14 protein-coding genes, 1 tRNA gene and 1 pseudogene are annotated in these 16,042 nt (G+C 50.4%); 14 read left to right on the top strand and 2 right to left on the bottom strand.

Annotated features, from left to right (window positions below):
• The first annotated feature begins 28 nt into the window (after positions 1-28).
• The 6 genes from ACTID9_RS21530 (at position 29) to ACTID9_RS21505 (ending at position 5,607) form a co-directional block, all read left to right on the top strand.
• Positions 29-2,176 carry an ATP-binding protein gene (locus tag ACTID9_RS21530; RefSeq protein ID WP_441066919.1) on the top strand — a complete coding sequence of 716 codons (2,148 nt, stop codon included), beginning with the start codon at positions 29-31 and terminating at the stop codon, positions 2,174-2,176.
• The gene (locus tag ACTID9_RS21525; RefSeq protein ID WP_441066918.1) at positions 2,177-2,815 is read left to right on the top strand and encodes a response regulator; all 639 of its coding nucleotides are present in this window, start codon (positions 2,177-2,179) and stop codon (positions 2,813-2,815) included.
• Positions 2,816-3,182: 367 nt separating this feature from the next.
• On the top strand, positions 3,183-3,476 hold the full coding sequence (locus ACTID9_RS21520; protein WP_441066917.1) for an SAV0927 family protein: 294 nt from the start codon (positions 3,183-3,185) through the stop codon (positions 3,474-3,476).
• A gap of 69 nt (positions 3,477-3,545) precedes the next feature.
• Entirely contained in the window at positions 3,546-3,803 is a 258-nt protein-coding gene (locus ACTID9_RS21515; protein WP_441066916.1) for a biotin/lipoyl-containing protein, read from the top strand.
• Between the two features lie 172 nt (positions 3,804-3,975).
• Complete coding sequence (locus ACTID9_RS21510; RefSeq protein WP_441066915.1) at positions 3,976-5,055, top strand: HD-GYP domain-containing protein; 1,080 nt, start codon at positions 3,976-3,978, stop codon at positions 5,053-5,055.
• Positions 5,056-5,181: 126 nt separating this feature from the next.
• A complete protein-coding gene (locus ACTID9_RS21505; protein WP_441066914.1) occupies positions 5,182-5,607 on the top strand; it encodes a DUF2935 domain-containing protein in 426 nt (141 codons plus the stop codon).
• A gap of 50 nt (positions 5,608-5,657) precedes the next feature.
• Here the strand turns inward: ACTID9_RS21505 and ACTID9_RS21500 are convergent, their stop codons facing one another.
• Positions 5,658-6,497 (bottom strand): polysaccharide deacetylase family protein, encoded by an 840-nt coding sequence (locus ACTID9_RS21500; RefSeq protein ID WP_441066913.1) that lies wholly within the window; start codon positions 6,495-6,497, stop codon positions 5,658-5,660.
• Positions 6,498-6,871: 374 nt separating this feature from the next.
• On the opposite strand from ACTID9_RS21500, the gene ACTID9_RS21495 reads away from it, so the two are divergent.
• From ACTID9_RS21495 to ACTID9_RS21470, 6 genes are all read left to right on the top strand, one after another.
• A tRNA-Thr gene (locus ACTID9_RS21495) sits at positions 6,872-6,942 on the top strand.
• A 327-nt stretch (positions 6,943-7,269) separates the two neighbouring features.
• Positions 7,270-8,763 (top strand): sensor histidine kinase, encoded by a 1,494-nt coding sequence (locus ACTID9_RS21490; protein ID WP_441066912.1) that lies wholly within the window; start codon positions 7,270-7,272, stop codon positions 8,761-8,763.
• Between the two features lie 24 nt (positions 8,764-8,787).
• Positions 8,788-9,456, top strand: coding sequence for a response regulator transcription factor (locus ACTID9_RS21485; protein WP_441066911.1), 669 nt, complete (start codon positions 8,788-8,790; stop codon positions 9,454-9,456).
• A gap of 175 nt (positions 9,457-9,631) precedes the next feature.
• On the top strand, positions 9,632-10,267 hold the full coding sequence (locus ACTID9_RS21480) for a sensor histidine kinase (protein WP_441066910.1): 636 nt from the start codon (positions 9,632-9,634) through the stop codon (positions 10,265-10,267).
• Positions 10,268-10,321: 54 nt separating this feature from the next.
• The gene (locus tag ACTID9_RS21475; protein ID WP_441066909.1) at positions 10,322-12,055 is read left to right on the top strand and encodes a methyl-accepting chemotaxis protein; all 1,734 of its coding nucleotides are present in this window, start codon (positions 10,322-10,324) and stop codon (positions 12,053-12,055) included.
• Between the two features lie 28 nt (positions 12,056-12,083).
• The gene (locus ACTID9_RS21470; protein ID WP_441066908.1) at positions 12,084-13,454 is read left to right on the top strand and encodes a putative bifunctional diguanylate cyclase/phosphodiesterase; all 1,371 of its coding nucleotides are present in this window, start codon (positions 12,084-12,086) and stop codon (positions 13,452-13,454) included.
• 358 nt (positions 13,455-13,812) lie between these two features.
• Here the strand turns inward: ACTID9_RS21470 and ACTID9_RS21465 are convergent.
• A pseudogene (locus ACTID9_RS21465) lies at positions 13,813-14,106 on the bottom strand (Ig-like domain-containing protein); the annotation flags it as partial.
• Positions 14,107-14,633: 527 nt separating this feature from the next.
• Here ACTID9_RS21465 and ACTID9_RS21460 point away from each other — a divergent pair.
• Positions 14,634-14,831, top strand: coding sequence for a hypothetical protein (locus ACTID9_RS21460; protein WP_441066907.1), 198 nt, complete (start codon positions 14,634-14,636; stop codon positions 14,829-14,831).
• Positions 14,828-16,021: a winged helix-turn-helix domain-containing protein gene (locus tag ACTID9_RS21455; protein WP_441066906.1), complete on the top strand. Its 1,194-nt coding sequence runs from the start codon at positions 14,828-14,830 to the stop codon at positions 16,019-16,021. Before ACTID9_RS21460 ends, ACTID9_RS21455 begins: the two co-directional genes overlap by 4 nt.
• The last annotated feature ends 21 nt before the right edge of the window (positions 16,022-16,042 follow it).

Genomic DNA, 16,042 nt, shown 5'->3' with positions numbered 1-16,042 from the left:
GAAAGAGAGAGCGGAAAGGGAGAGCGTAGTGGAGCGTACTCTAGCAGATCGGAAGGCTGCGGCAAAAAGGTGGGCGCAGCTGTATTTTTTTATCATGCTCGCCGTCGCGTGCATACTGGCTGGACAACCGGTACTGGCAGCGGGCGGCGGAAACGGTTCGGCGGGGGTGATCGATGCGACGAAATTTGATTTCTCGCAACATGAAATGGTTTCTCTGGATGGCGAATGGGAGTTTTACTGGAATCGGCTGCTTGTGCCAGGCGATTTCGCGAAAAGCGCCGCCCCGCCACCTGCATACGAACGGGTCCCCAGTCAATGGAATGCCTATCAAAGCGGCGGACATCCTCTCTCCAATCAAGGCTATGCCACCTACCGCGTGCGGATTCAGCTAAAGGAAAGCGATCGGAATCGCCAGCTGGCCTTGTACATGCCGAGCGTTGCAACCTCCTACATCCTGTGGATGAACGGTAAGGAGCTTGCCCGAAACGGCGTTGTGGCGATGCAGGCTGACGACATGAAGCCGATGAATTATCCCAAGGTCGTGACATTTCAGTCGGAGAAGAGCACGGTCGAGCTTGTGATCCAGGTCGCCAATTTCGTGCAGCGGAAAGGCGGATTGTGGCAGTCGATCAAGCTGGGCAGCGCGGAGGCGGTGTTGTACCAGCGGGACAAGCATGTCGCCTACGAAATGGTAATCACCGGCAGCCTGTTCATCATGGCCATCTATCATTTCATGATCTTTCTCTTGCAGCGTCGGGAGTGGGCGGCATTTTATTTCGGCGTGCTCTGCCTGATGATCGGCATCCGCAACCTGCTGCTCGGCGAGACGCTGGCGATCCGTTTTTTTCCCGGCTTGACGTGGGAGCTGGCGGTGCGGGGGGAATACATCTGCGTGATGATCAGCCTGGTCTGCCTCATCCTGTTCGTTCATGCCCAATATCCGAAAGAAACGAATCGGCACGTCCGCATCGTCGCGATCTGGATGTGCGCAGGCGTGCTGATGGCGGCGCTGTTGACCAAGCCGCTGCTGTTCACCCGGCTGCACATCTTCATCCAGCTGCTGACGGTCGGATCGCTCTGCATGATTTTTTGCGCCTATGTGCTCGCAGCGATTCGCAAGCGGAGCGGCTCCGTGTTGAACGGGATCGGCCTCGCGTTTTTTATCGTCTCGATCCTCGACGATTTCTTTTATTACTTTTTCAACCAAACCTGGCTGTTTGAAAACATGATTCCGCTCGGCCTCCTGCTCTTCATGGTTACGCAAATGATGAACTTTTCCGTAAAATTCGCTCGTTTGTTCCGCAACGTCGCAGACTTGAGCATGGAACTGAAAAGCGCCAATGAAATGCTGGAGCAAAAAGTGAAGCAGCGGACGGAAGCGCTGGAGCTGGCGAATCTCGATCTGGAAAAGGCGAATGCCGAGCTGTCGCAGATGGAAGAATCGCGCCGCAGATTGCTGTCCAACATTTCGCATGAGCTGGGCACGCCGCTCACCTCGATCCAAGGCTATGTCAAAGGGATGATCGACGGAATCGTGCCGAGCGGCGATCCCAAATACCTCAAGCTGATTCATGAAAAAACACTGCTCTTGGGGCGGATCATCCGCGATCTGTTCGAATTGACCAAGCTGGAAGCGCGGCAGATCCAGTTTGATTTCCGCGAGGTGGAGATTCATGCGCTGCTCGAAACCCTTTGCGGCAAATATGAGCTGGATGTCGAGAAGCACGGCCTGCGCTTGATCCGCGAGCTTCCTGCACAGCACGTAACCGCGCACCAAACCGTGGTAAACGTAGACCCGATGCGGTTTGAGCAAGTTTTCGCCAATCTGGTCGTCAACGCGCAAAAATTCACACCGGCCGATGGCATCATCCGGGTCGAGCTTCGTGTGGAGGCGGAATCTGCCAGCGCTGGCGTGGCCGTAATTACCATAGCGGACACGGGAAGCGGCATCGCAAAGGAAGAGCTGCCATTTTTGTTCGACCGCTTTTTCAAGGCGGCGGAATCGCGTAAAACCAAATCGGATGGCGTCGGACTCGGCCTTGCGATCGTGAAGGAGATCATTCAGTACCACCAGGGGCAAATCTCGGTGGACAGCGCGCCGGGAGAAGGGACGAGCTTCCTCATCAGACTGCCAGTCCGTTTTATTCCGGAGAGAGAAAGACAGGAGGTTTCGTAGGTGGGAGAAGGAAAAATTTTAGTCGTGGAAGACGAGACGGAAATCCGCGAGCTGGTTCGCCTGTATTTGGAAAACAGCCGCTTTCAGGTCGTGGAAGCGGAGCTGGGCAAACAGGCGCTGCAGCTGTTTGCGGAAGAGGAGCCGGACCTTGTGATTTTGGATATTCTCCTGCCCGATTCTGACGGGATTTCGCTATGCCGGAGCATCAAGCGGATGGCAGATGTGCCGATCCTGTTCCTCACCTGCAAAATGGAGAGCGAGGATATCATCACGGGCTTGAATACAGGCGGGGATGATTACATGATCAAGCCGTTCGATCCCGGCATCCTGATCGCACGGGTGCATGCACTGCTGCGGCGCCAGACGATGCTTCAGCGGCTGGGGAGCCGGATGCAGGAGGAGACGGAAGGGCAGGAGGGCTTGCGGCAAAAGGCGGGGTATGAGCATGTGGGGCTGACGCAGCGGGAGCTGGAGATTTTGCAGTTGATCGACAAAGGCTTCACCAATCAGGAGATCGCGCAAACGCTCTACCTTTCTCCCGGCACGGTCAAAGGCTACAACAATCAAATATTCGGCAAGCTGGACGTAAAAAACCGGACGCAAGCCATGGCCAAAGCGCGCGAGCTTGGCATCCTCTGAAAACCTGGCGACAGCCGGGTTTTTTCATGTACGCGCGTGAACGATGTTGACCCAATGTAAAGAATTTGTAATGTGGAAGGGAATAATTACCAATATGTAGAATTGAATAATCAAAGCCGGGAAACAGGCGTTGGGGTCGCAATCGTTGTAAAACTGCATAGATGCGCAAAAATAGCCAAAATTCTTGTAAGAATTCCATGGCATCGCAAACCGTTTTTGCAGCTGATTATTCAATTTTACGATAATTATGCAATTTTGCATTGATTTCTGCTCTTTTCGTACTGATTTTGCTTGAAAAAAAAGAACTCTTCTAGTTGGCATCAATCCTGCATATAAAAATGGAGTAAAAGCAAGGGGGTACCTACACATGAACTTTGAATACCTGTACGATGAAACGGAAAAGCCGCTTACCCGTTATGTAACATTCGTCACCAAGAAAAACCGCTACGACTTTGGACTGTTTCATACGCAGCAATTCAACGGCAAAAGCATGGTAGTTTCCTTGCAAAGCTTGAAGGCGGCGCTGATGGCTGCAGATGACGTGTACCGCAGCGATTACTGGATCAAAAAGCTGGAAATCGATGAGGAAGACATTGAAGTGGTGAAGGAGTTTTTCAAAAACAGCTTAAGCCCAATCGATTCCCTTTTGACGCAATATTAGGAATAGCCTTTCATCTTTGTCGGCCTGTCACGGGATTACACGAAAACAAGTATGTATCGGGAGGAAACCATGCTGATCAACTTTGAAGTGCTCAGTTCTTGCACCGGCAAAATTGAGAAAATCTTGAAGAAAGAAGCCAGCTACATCTATGAGCAGGAGCCATTCTGCTTGGTACGGACATCAGACGGCATGCTAGTGGAAATCACAAGCCAGTTCAGCGGTTATGTAAAATCAATGAAAGCGGTGCTGGGACAAACGGTGACTCCTGAAACGGTTCTGATTCGGATTGAAGAGAAGCTGTCACACGTATGCGCAGGCAGCGATTAAACGGACAGGTTGGCTGAGAGAGAATCGAATAAAGGGCTCTGGTACGCCAAATTGGCTGTGCCAGAGCTTTTTACCGTTAGTGGGCCAATCGATTGCAGGTCAAGTTTTTGAATTGTCGAATAATAGAAAATAAAGATATAATGGAAAAAAGTGGACAGAGGGGGCTTGTCAGATGGCGCTGCTTCCTACCGATTTTTCGTTAGCAGGGCGCACCCTGGAAGAAGACGTCTATACGGGTAACGGCACGTTTTTGCTTGCCAAAGGAACGTGTCTCACACCCGACCAGCTCGATTCGCTCGTCAAACACCGAATCGGTGCCATTCGCGTTTGTGATGCGTTTGAGGATGTACGGACAAGCTTCCCGCCAAAGGATTCGGTAGCCGAGCAGATGGAGCGGTTCGCCATGGAACGGGAATCGATGGCCCATTACGTGAGCGCGATGGCCCGGACAAAAGCATTATTTGACAAAGTGACAGAAGATTCAATCCCTTCGTTGGAAGAATTTACGGATGCTGTGATTCCGGTGGTGAAGGAAGTTTTGCAGGAGACGGGCATCTTCCGTTTTCTGTATGCATTGGAGGGCTCCGAAAACTACACGTACCGTCATTCGCTCAACGTCGGCATGCTTTCGGCGCTGATCGCCAAGCTCCTCTGCCTGCCAGATGAAGAGATCAGCCTGGTCGGACAAGCAGGGTTCCTTCATGATGTCGGCAAGGTGCTGATTCCTGCGGACATCTTGCTGAAACCCGGCAGGCTGACAGAGGACGAGTATGAGCAAATGAAATTCCATACGGTTTTCGGCTACGAACTCATCCATCGGATGGAAGGCGCGACCGAGGCGATTGCCCAATGCGCGCTGTTGCATCATGAACGACTGAATGGCACCGGCTACCCGCTCGGACTCACGGAAAGCGACATTCCGCTGCTTTGCCAAATTATTGCGGTCGCGGACACCTTTGATGCCATCTGTTCAGATCGTGTCTATAAAGAGCGGACGTCTCCGTTCGTTGCCGCCCAGCTGCTTTGGCGCGCCGCCTGTGACGGTCTTCTCAACGCCGACATTGTCACCCGCTTTGCCCATTACATCGTATCGCTGTATGCAGGCAGCAAGGCGCTGCTCAATACCGGGGATGAAGTGGAAGTCATCTTTATTTTCAAAGATGAGCCGATGCGCCCGCTTGTGCGCAAGGGCGAAGATTTTTACGATCTCCGCTCCCATCGCATTTGGGATATTGAAAAAATGATTGGCTAATCACGATCACTCCGCGCTGTTGGCGGAGTTTTTTGCGTATAGCGGGCGCTGCAATAGGCAGGCACCTATTTGTGCGCGGCTGTATACCTTGTTGGAGATGATGCATCAACCGATGGAGGGAACAGCATGCAGTTTTATTACCAAGACAAAATGCCGCTGCGGATTTTGGATGAAGGCGAGTTCTGGAAGCACCAGGAGGCGGAACATACCGAAGTGATCCGCGCCTTGACGCCAAACCTTGAGCCACAGTTCGTGGACGCCCTTGCCAGCTGGGAGCAAGCGCTGTCCCGGACGCAAGCCGTATTTGTCAGCTATATTGAGAATGTCATCCGTTCCGGCAACCAGATTTCGCCCGAAATGAACGCGCAGGTACAGCAGCTGGTCGCCTACGCCCTGGAGCAAAGCCAGCAATTCGTTGAGCTGCTCAACCAATTGGGAACGCAAAGCCAGGCGTTGAAAAGCAATCCGACGGCCATTACGGTTTTGAATCATATTCGGCGAGAGTCGGAGTATTTCATGGGTATTGCCAGCGCCTATCTCAACCAGTATTAGAAGGAGTATGGGCCGCTCACATGCGAAAAGCCCGCCTGAATTGGGGCGGGCTACAGCTTGATGGACGCGAGGATGGAAAACGGGTCGGGCAAAAGCGGCTTCTTTTTGGGTTTGGATGCTTCCGCAATAATGGCGGGCGGGGAATCCTGGGCGAACATCTCAAGCCGTTTCAACCGGTACTTTCCATCGGGGTAATGCGCAAGTCCTTTACTTGTGGAGAACGCGATCCGGTAGCCGCTCTCTTGCAGGATCGCCGCTGAGCTTGGTTTGGACTCGCCAAAAGGGAATGCAAAAATAACGATTTTTTTGTTCAAGTGGCTCTCCAGCGCCTGCTTGGAGTCAATCAGCTCGGTGCGGAATTCCTCGTCCGTGATTTTCCGCGTGTTGCGGTGGTGCACGGTGTGCGATTCCAGATCGACGAGACCGCTTTTATTCATTTCCTCAAGCTGCTGCCAGCTCATGTAATTTGGCCGGCCAACCGCACCGGTCACCACGAAAATGGTCGCTTTCGCACGGTGTTTTTTCAGGATCGGAAAGGCATTGGTGTAATTGTCTTCATAGCCGTCATCAAGCGTGATCAGCACCGGCTTCTTGGGAAGCACGGTTCCGCGCTCCCAGAAAGACAACAGCTCGCTTGCCGTAATGGTCGTGTACCCGTCCTTCTGCAGCGAAACCAGCTGATGCTCGAATTGCTCAGGCGGCACGTACAAATAGTTGTTTCCTTTGGAGATGCAATGGTACATAAGCACAGGAATGGACTCTTGCTGATTATGCTTTACCTGCATCTGCACCGGGACGGTGGTCGGATGCTTGCTTCCGGTTGGCGCGTGGCTGAAGCCGAGCATCATCGGGAACAAGAATGTGAGAAGCAGAGTCGTCATTTTGCGCATCGTGGATCTTCCCTTTCAGAAACAAATGGGTTTGATGGTTATTGTAGCAAAGCATTGTAGAAATCTGATGGAATCATTGAAAGAAACGGACGGTAGCGAATGTTGCGCCAAAGCGTCCGATACGTTTTTCGCGAATGTGCTGCGATACTCCCCGGTCAGCCTGACGTCAAGGCTGTCTGCGCACGGCAGTCACAAGGTTTTGCAGCTGATTGCACAAGTAAGACGGAGGAAAGGGGAATGACGTTACATGGTGCTGTGGAGATTTTTTGGGGGATGAAAAAAGCGAGGGATTCGCAGGCTGGGAGTGAAAATTGGTCTTGAAATTGGTGAGGAAATATTGTAAATTAATAGTGCAAATTCATGAAACATAACGCGCCCTCATAGTTAAATGGTATAACAGATCACTCGTAATGATCAGTTCGTGGTTCGATTCCGCGTGGGGGCATCTGGGAAAAACTCTTGGGAGATCAAGGGTTTTTTTGTTTTTGTGTCGAGGAGAAAAGGTAGTGTTGATTGGCAAAAAACTTCATGTCGGCAGGGTCAAGAGCCGAGATTGCTTGCAACGTTTTTGAGCAAACGAAAGAGGCTTTTTTCACGACTTGACCAGGAAACCTCCAACCGAACCCCGCCTTGATAGAGCAACGCTTCCAATCATCCATAGAAAAATTCTGTCCCTTTCGTCATTTTTCCCTAAATGATGCCAAAAACTGATATAATCATTTGCATATACAAATATTCAGAATAGGACATCGTGAATTGAGGACGAGCACTGATGAAACTGACCCGTGACGAGCAAAAAACTACGCTTTACATTGTTGGTTCCCTGTTGCTTTTCTCCATGATTCGTCTGTGGAACGGAACAGAACCGTTTTCCGAGGATCACCAAAAGTTTTTGCTTATTCATACGTTGCTTGAGTTGTTTAGCATTTTTGTGTCCTACTCGATTTTTCTTCAATCGTGGTACACCTTTACGCAATCCAAACATAGGCCGCTCCTGTTTGGCATTTTGTTTTTTTGTGTCGGAAGCCTGGATCTCGCCCATACGCTATTGTATAAGGGAATGCCCTTTCTTGCTGACGGACACTCTGTATCGCGCGCAACCTGGCTGTGGATTATGGCGCGGGTTACGGAGAGCGTCGGGTTAGGCAGCATATTGATACGCGGGGAGCTGTTGCGGAGCAAAAACACCAGCAAGCCGCTGCTGTTTGCGGTTGCACTGCTGTATTTGTTTGTCGTCATTTCTTTCATTACGATCTATCCAAGCCAGCTGCCGGTTCTGCTGAAAGAGGGCATCGGGGTTACGTCGCTTAAGCTCGGAGCAGAGTATGTGATCTCCTTCGTCCATTTGCTCAACATGCTGGTCATGCTGAATATCTACCGCAAGCAAAAAGACGTCAACATGCTGAGTCTGGTGACGGGGACTGTTTTTATCTTGCTGGGGGAGCTTGCGTTCACACTCTACAAAACGGTTTATGATCTGGAAAATGTACTGGGTCACATCTGCAAAGCAACAGGCTATTTCTTTTTGATGAAAGGAATATTTTTTCCGCAGTACCAGGAGGTTATTGAAGAAAAGGAGCTGGCCGAGTCCAAATTGCAGGTTGCCGTCGGTCAACTGGAAGAAAACGAGAAGAAAATGACCACGCTGGTCATCGAGGCGCAGGAGGAAGAGCGCAAGCGGGTTTCCCGGGAATTGCATGACGGAATTGGGCAGTCGTTGTACAGTATTATTTTTTCGTTAGGCATGGCGCAAAAACGAAGCGACTCGCTGCGGGTTGAGCTGGAACCCATTCAGTCGCTTGCCGACAGCGCGCTTGAAGAGGTACGCCGCATGGCCAGCCGTTTGCGTCCAAGCGTATTGGATGATCTCGGTTTGATTCCGGCTTTGCGTGCTTATGCGGAACAGTACCAGGATACATACGGGATCGAGACGCAGCTGGAGGTACTCGGCGTGACCGGTCGTTACCCTGCTGAAGTGGAGACGGCGCTGTACCGAATTTGCCAGGAGGGATTGACGAACGCTGCGAAATACGCGCAAACGCCGAAAGCGAAGGTGACGATTGAGCAAGCAGAGCGGTGCGTCAGCATGACCATCCAGGATTTTGGCAACGGCTTTCTGCTTGAGGAGGTGTTGCGCCGTCCGAACAAAGGCATTGGTCTGTTCAGTATGAGAGAACGCGCGGCGCTCCTGAACGGTACGCTCTCGATTCATAGCGATGTGCAGGGAGGTACGCGCATCGAGGTTCTGATTCCACTAGAGGGATAAAAGCTTGGCGAAATGGAGGACAGGATGAAAATACGGATACTGATAGCAGATGACCATACTATTGTTCGTACCGGCTTGGAGCGAATGATTGCTGATGAGGAGGACATGGAAGTAGTCGGATCGGTCGCCGATGGCAATGCGGCATATGAAGAGACGATGCGGCTCAAGCCTGATGTGGTTATCATGGATTTGAACATGCCCCCAGGGCAAAATGGGATGGTGGCGACGAGCCGAATCAAGCAGAAACTCCCTGATGTCAAGATTCTCATTTTGAGCATGCATGATGACCGCGAATATGTGTTCCGCGTGCTGCAAGCGGGGGCGTCCGGCTATCTGCTGAAAAGCTCGGCAGACATGGATTTCATTTCAGCGATCCGCACGGTCCATCGGGGAGAGGCGTATCTGTATCCCCGAGCCACCCGCTTTTTGATCGAAAATTTTACGAAGGAAGCCAACCAGCACCCCGGCGAGGAAACGCTTTATGAAAAGCTGAGCGACCGGGAGAAAGAAGTGCTGGCCTATACGGCACAAGGCTATGCCAACAAGGAAATAGCTGACATGCTATATTTGTCGGTGAAGACGATCGAGGCGAACAAAGTAAAAATTATGGAAAAGCTGCAGCTGAAAACAAGGCATGAACTCGTCAAATATGCGTTAAAACACGGACTGTTAAGCAACGAAAAGGAAATCTAGCCAAAACCCTCGCGTACAAAAGCGGGGGTTTTCGCATGTCTGGCCGAGGGAAACCCCTAATCGAGCAACAACCCGCTCGAAAAGAATAGGGTCTTCCCTAATTTCTTTTTTGCCATGGGATCGAGATAATAGAGATAACAAACGCGCGCATGTAGGTCTCCTGGGAGGAAAAGGAATGGAGGAAAAGCAGAAGCTGCTTTTTGACTTGCTTCGTCTTCAGGACGAGGAAAGGCAAACGCTATCGCACGATCTTTATCACGATATCGGACAAACGATGTATAGTCTGACTCTTGCAATCAAGATGGTTGTCAAACAGAACATCGATTCTACAACAAAACAGCATCTGCTGCAGTTGGAAAAAGCAATCGACAATTCGCTGGAAAAGCTGCGGGAAATCTCATTTGCGCTCCACCCATTCATGATTGAAGATCTGGGGCTGATCGATACGCTCGGTTCTTTTTTGCGCCGGATGGAATTGACAGTGAAATGCCAGATCAAGCTGACGGTCATGGGGGAACCGGTGAAGCTCCCGTTGGAAAAAGAACATCTCATATACCGCATTTGCCAGGAAATCGTCAACTATGTCGCCGCCCGGTATACGGTCAACAATCTCAGCATCGAGTTAACGTACGGCGAACAGGAACAGAGCGGATTGGTGGTTTGTGTAGAGTCACCGTCTATTGTTTCTGCTGAGCAGGTAGCAAACGATCTGATCCTGACAACGATCCGAATTGACATGCTGGATGGTACTGTCGAATTCGTTGAGGGGAAGATCAAGAACAGCGTGGAAATCCGGATACGTATCCCGTAAAGTGTCCGTGGCATTCGGTCAAACAAATCGTTATCGCAGTGGAGTGGGGGTTTCATGAAATCGATAAAGACAAAGTGGCTGTTGACATTCAGCCTCTTACTTATAATACCAAGTATTTCGATATGTTTTATAGTATTTTCACTTGCCAAAAACGCGCTTGATGATTTGGGCAAGGAAAATTTGCGCTCTTACGTGAAAGAGGCAGTCTCGATCATCGAGCTTTTGGATCAGCAGGTGCAGCATGGAAAAATCACGCTCGAAGAGGCGCAGGAGCTGGCAAAAACGCAGATCATTGGAATGCGCAACCCGGATGGCACACGACAACGATCGAAATCGTTCCAGATTGGACAATATGGCTATTTGATCGTCATGGATGAGCACGCCAACGTGTTGGGACACCCTTCCCTGGAAGGAAAGAACCTGGCTGATACGAAGGACGAAAACGGGGTTTTCTTTGCGCAAGACTTTGTCAAGAAAGCGCTGGCGGGCGGCGGAGTCACGACGTATTCGTGGACGATGCCGGATAACGAGGAACGGGTGGAGAAAAAGCTGGCCTACTCAGAAAAAGACCCGAACTGGGGATGGATTGTCAGCGCGACAACCTACAGCCTGGAGTTCTCTCACCAGGCCGATTATCTGCTCTATACGTGCCTGGTTAGTTTGCTGATCGCGGTAACGGCTGGCGGGGGGATCATCTACTACTTGTCGAACCGGATGACCAAGCCGATTTTACTTCTGCAAGGTCAGATGAGGAAAGTGGCTAATGGCGATCTGTCCGCTCCACGTTTACCGATCTCCTCCAGGGATGAGATCGGCAGGCTATACGATGACTTTGGAACGATGGTTGTCCAGATCAATGAAATTGTGCAAAAAATATCGTTGGCAGCCGACCAGGTCGCCTCGACATCCGGCGAGCTGAGTGCAACCGCTTTGGAATCAGGCAAGACGAGCAGCCAGGTTGCTTCCGCCATCCAGGAAGTCGCCGAAGGAACAAGCGCGTCCCTTTCAGGAACGACGCACGCGAGGACGACCGTTTCCGAAATCAATCGCGGGCTTTCCTTTATCACCAGCAACATGCAAATACTCGCGGAAGCGTCGATGGACACGTCTGCCGCTGCCAGCGAAGGCTATTCGTTGCTGGATGGATCACAGAAGCAGATGCAGCAGGTGAAAGCGACGAGCGAGATGCTGGCTGCCACCATCAGCTCGTTAGGGGAGAAATCCAGAGAGATCGGTCAGGTCATTTCGCTCATCAGAGGGATTGCCAATCAGACCAACTTGCTTGCCTTAAATGCCAACATTGAGGCAGCGCGAGCAGGGGAAGCAGGCAAAGGTTTTGCGGTTGTTGCGGCAGAAGTGCGCAAGCTGGCGGAACAGTCGCAGGAAGCAGCCAAACAGGTTGGACACGTCATCACGGCCATCCAGGAGCAGGTCACGGTATCGATTCAGGCGATCCAGGAGGAAGAACACGTGATCAAGGAAGGGATTGCCTCGGTGGAGGCAGCCAGCCGCTCCTTTTACAAAATTACGCATGAAGTCAAGGACGTCACGGCCAAGATTCAAGAAATCAACGCGGCGATTCAGGAAATCTCTGCGGAAAGCATCTCGCTGATCGATACGATCGGTGATGCCGAGCAAATCGCTCAAAGGACGGCAGAGCATAGCTCACAGGTGGCAGCAGCCTCTGAGGAGCAGCATGCAAGTTCAGAAGAAATATCAGCGGTAGCGGACACGCTCGCGAACATGTCGGAAGAGCTTCAGGGAATCGTCAGCAAGTTTGCCTTGTAACATTACTGTTCCGTGAAAGGATGGTTCGATGGAAAAATATAGGCTCACATGCAAAACGGAAGCTGCAGGCGAAATGCTGTCTTATCCGGGAAGTGATGGCGATGCGTTTGATGCGCTGACCGGGTTGCCTTCCTTCCGCTGCTTTCGGGAGCAGTTGGAAGCGTATTTTCACCGTCATCCTTGCAGCCAAGTTGCCATTTTGGTGATCAGTATCGACCGTTTCAAGGCATTCAACGCTTCGCTCGGCCACAAGGTAGGAGACATGTTGCTGCAGCAGGTGACTTTCCGGCTCCGATCAAACCTGTCCTTTGCTTCCTTTCTGGCACGGATGGGCAGTGACAAGTTTTTGCTGTTTCACCCGTTTGCAAACGAGCAGGAGATTCATGAGCTGATCAGGCAAATCGACGGAGCGTTTCACCAGCCGTTGTTGATCGACCGCTTCGAATGGAAAGCGACGATGCGAATGGGAGTCGCGCTGTACCCGCAGGATGGTGCCCAGGCGAGCACACTCGTAAAACGTGCGGAGTCGGCTCTCAATCGGGCAAAACTCCAGACGAAAAGCTTCCAGTTTTATTATGCGGACATGAATCATAATGAACTGGAACGATTCCTGCTGGAAAATGACCTGCACAAGGCACTCGGCAACGAAGAGCTGCATCTGGTTTTCCAGCCGCAAATCGATGTGCATGCATGTAAAATTGTGTCCATGGAGGCGCTTCTGCGCTGGACACACCCAACGAAAGGAACGATCTCCCCGAACGAGTTCATTCCGTTATGCGAGGAGACCGGGCTGATCTTGCCCATTGGGGAATGGGTGATCAAGACGGCATGCCGTCAGCTGCAACAATGGAAACAGGCTGGCATTCCCGTTGACAGCGTGTCCGTCAATCTTTCCACCCGCCAGTTTTACTCGTCTGGTTTGGCAGAATCCGTAGCTAACATCCTGTGGGAAACGGACCTGTCGGCACATCAGCTGGAGCTGGAAATTACGGAGAGTACGACAGCCGGACTGGAGCATTCCCTTGATACACTGAATGCCTTAAAAGCACTGGGCGTTACGATCAGCGTGGACGATTTCGGCACCGGCTACTCCTCGATGAGCTATTTGAAGAAGTTGCCGATCGACCGGCTGAAAATCGATCAGTCGTTCGTGCGCAATGTAGCGGCAGATCAGCGCGATGCGGCGATTATTACCGCGATCATTACGATGGCCGAGCAGCTTCAGCTGGGGGTCATTGCAGAAGGCGTGGAGACGCGCGAACAGCTCTCTTTTTTGAAGGGCAGCCGCTGCTCCCATGTGCAAGGATACTATTTTTCGCCTCCGTTGTCGGCGCACGAATTCGAGCAGCATGTTACGGCGATCCATAAGAAGGTTTTAGATGAAATTCATCCTTTGTGAAGCGTTGAAAAACCTGGTACAAAATCACTTGCATCTTATACGGCTTCATGATTACACAGAAGCGAGAGATCGCAACGCGGCGTGAATTTGCGCCTGAAGTGATTGTGAAGACATAGGAAAGCTCCCTTTCTCAGATCGAGAGGGGGCTTTTTTAGGTGAAAGGTATTTTTTGATAATGATAAAGATTTGTTCCATAATATTACAGTAATAGGTAGGGAGTGAACCATGTGATAAATATGTTTATAAATGAGGGGAAATTGGGTTTCGGTAAAAGAGATTTTACAAAACGGTAATTTGGTAAAGAAAGACCCCCAGGTTTCCCTAAGGGTTCGTTGATGGACAGCGAAAAGTATGGATTCTATCTGAACTTGATAATCCATTTGCTTGAAACAGTGCCACCCCTACCGTCATTGGCTGTAACAGTAATGGTCACAATATCCCCAACGTTAGCTTCAGGGTTTTTTAGAAAAGGTATTCTTAGTAGAGAACTGAATTCAATTTGAGGCGTATATCTCTCATCGTCAGCCACAGCAGTAAATGTTAATCGATCTGAATCAGGATCAGAAAATAAGTTATCCAATCGAGTAGTAACACTTGAATAACTTGGAGACACCTCGGTAATCTCAAAAACCCCATTGTCATCACGAACGACTGGAGGGCGATTTACGCTATTCTCGACTTATTCCCTTCTCGATGTGGAGGGTTTTCGTTCGAGCCTACACCGTGCGGGCGACTTTCATCGCACACGGCGTTCCATCAGCCGTACAATCTCAATCCTCCTTGGCAAAATTTACTTATTTCCCCACAAGGATTATAACATAATTTTCCAAACGCACGTTGTGTTACATGGGCAACGATATTACTCGACAAGATCTTTTTGAGCCATATCATGATTCAATCCTTGTATGAATTTGCCTAACCACCCTAAAGTTTTACCCTTATTCTAAGCCAGATTTCAATTTAAAAGACTGACTTGTGGGTGCTTCATAAAGTTTAGTGAGCTAACGGAGAACTTTAGCTCACTACACAAATTAGATAAAGCTGCCGCGGCAATCGGCAGTTTCATTGCGTTAACGGGCAGCATTCAATCGCTCTTGTTTTTATGCTCGAGATAATGGTAATATTTTACGGGAACGTGTGTTTGTTTTTTCGTTTTCCAACGGATAGGGGGGAATAGGCGTGGTTGAAATCATTGAAAAAGAGCAATTTTCGGTTGTTGGAAAATTAGGAAAGGGGGTTGCGAATGAAGCTCCCCAATGGATACCCTCATTAAGGAAAGAAGCAAATCGTAACTTTATTGAGATAAGCAATCTCGCCATCCATCATCATGTGCAAACGGCTCCCGTTTGTTTCGTTAAGGAGCCGATGTGTACATGATCCAATTGACGAACCGCCAGGCACGGCAATTTCTGCTATTGAAGCACGGGTTGTTGGGCGAATATCAGTTTACCGGAAAGCAGGGAGTATTGGATTTTGTGCGGCAGGTCGGCTGTATTCAATACGATCCCATCGATGTTTGCGGAAAAAACGCCGAACTGGTGTTGCAGTCGCGAATCAAAGGATTTACCAAGAACATGCTCGCCGAGTTGCTGTATCAAGATAGAATTCTTGTCGATTATCCCGACAAGAATCTGGCCATTATCCCCGTCGAGGACTGGCCGTATTTTGAGCGGTACAGGCAGGCCGCCCGACAACATGCCAAGCGCTATCCCGAAATGGAAGCGTTGATCGAGCAGGTACGAGTTCACATCCAAAATCACGGTGCGCTAAGTTCGGATGATCTCAAATTGGATGGAAATTTCGCTTGGCGGTCGGCTATCCACTGGAGCAGCGGAAACAATTCATCCCGGTCGGTGCTGGAGCAGATGTATTCGACAGGCGAGTTGATTATCCATCACAAAAAAGGAACGCGTAAATATTACGATATCGCGGGGAAGTACATACAGCCAAATCTGCTGAATGCGCCGGAGCCGCTGGAGGGCGAGCTGGAGCATCACAAGTGGCGGGTACTGCGTCGAATCGGCGCTGTTGGCCTTTTATGGAATCGCGCATCCGATGCCTGGCTGAACATTTGGGGATTGAAAGCGGAGCAGCGCAACGAGGTTTTCCGCCAACTGTTGTACGAAGCTCGCATTGTTGCTGTTGCCGTGGAACAAATGAAGGATATACTTTATTGCCGCGCGGAGGACTTGCCGCTTATTGAAGCCGTTCTGCAAAATCCAGAGCCGGAATGGCGCTGCGAGCTGATAGCCCCACTAGATAATTTCATATGGGACAGAAAACTGATCAACGAATTGTTTGGATTCGATTACACCTGGGAGATTTACACGCCTGCAATCAAACGGAAATTCGGCTATTATGTGTTGCCTCTACTATACGGAGAAAGCCTCATCGGACGAGCCGAGGTAATCGCGGAGCGAAAATCCGGGACGCTGGTTGTTAAAAACATCTGGTACGAGAACGACATAAAGCCAACAAAGCAATTGCGAACAGCCTTGAACAATTGTTTTCAAAATTTTGCATTATTCAACGGATGCGAGACGATTTCGACAGAGTCTTTGAACTGATATTTCCAGTCCCTTGGTAAC

The sequence above is a fragment of the Brevibacillus fluminis genome, from assembly GCF_052072235.1.
GTDB lineage: Bacteria > Bacillota > Bacilli > Brevibacillales > Brevibacillaceae > Brevibacillus_D > Brevibacillus_D fluminis_A.
This window is presented reverse-complemented; position numbering and strand designations above follow the sequence as displayed.

Bases quoted from the DNA above. Each gene is read 5' to 3' on its own strand.
- ACTID9_RS21520 (WP_441066917.1), top strand. From the start codon at position 3,183: ATGAACTTTGAATACCTGTACGATGAAACGGAAAAGCCGCTTACCCGT.
- ACTID9_RS21515 (WP_441066916.1), top strand. From the start codon at position 3,546: ATGCTGATCAACTTTGAAGTGCTCAGTTCTTGCACCGGCAAAATTGAG.
- ACTID9_RS21510 (WP_441066915.1), top strand. From the start codon at position 3,976: ATGGCGCTGCTTCCTACCGATTTTTCGTTAGCAGGGCGCACCCTGGAA.
- ACTID9_RS21505 (WP_441066914.1), top strand. From the start codon at position 5,182: ATGCAGTTTTATTACCAAGACAAAATGCCGCTGCGGATTTTGGATGAA.
- ACTID9_RS21500 (WP_441066913.1), bottom strand. From the start codon at position 6,497: ATGCGCAAAATGACGACTCTGCTTCTCACATTCTTGTTCCCGATGATG.
- ACTID9_RS21490 (WP_441066912.1), top strand. From the start codon at position 7,270: ATGAAACTGACCCGTGACGAGCAAAAAACTACGCTTTACATTGTTGGT.
- ACTID9_RS21485 (WP_441066911.1), top strand. From the start codon at position 8,788: ATGAAAATACGGATACTGATAGCAGATGACCATACTATTGTTCGTACC.
- ACTID9_RS21480 (WP_441066910.1), top strand. From the start codon at position 9,632: ATGGAGGAAAAGCAGAAGCTGCTTTTTGACTTGCTTCGTCTTCAGGAC.
- ACTID9_RS21475 (WP_441066909.1), top strand. From the start codon at position 10,322: ATGAAATCGATAAAGACAAAGTGGCTGTTGACATTCAGCCTCTTACTT.
- ACTID9_RS21470 (WP_441066908.1), top strand. From the start codon at position 12,084: ATGGAAAAATATAGGCTCACATGCAAAACGGAAGCTGCAGGCGAAATG.
- ACTID9_RS21455 (WP_441066906.1), top strand. From the start codon at position 14,828: ATGATCCAATTGACGAACCGCCAGGCACGGCAATTTCTGCTATTGAAG.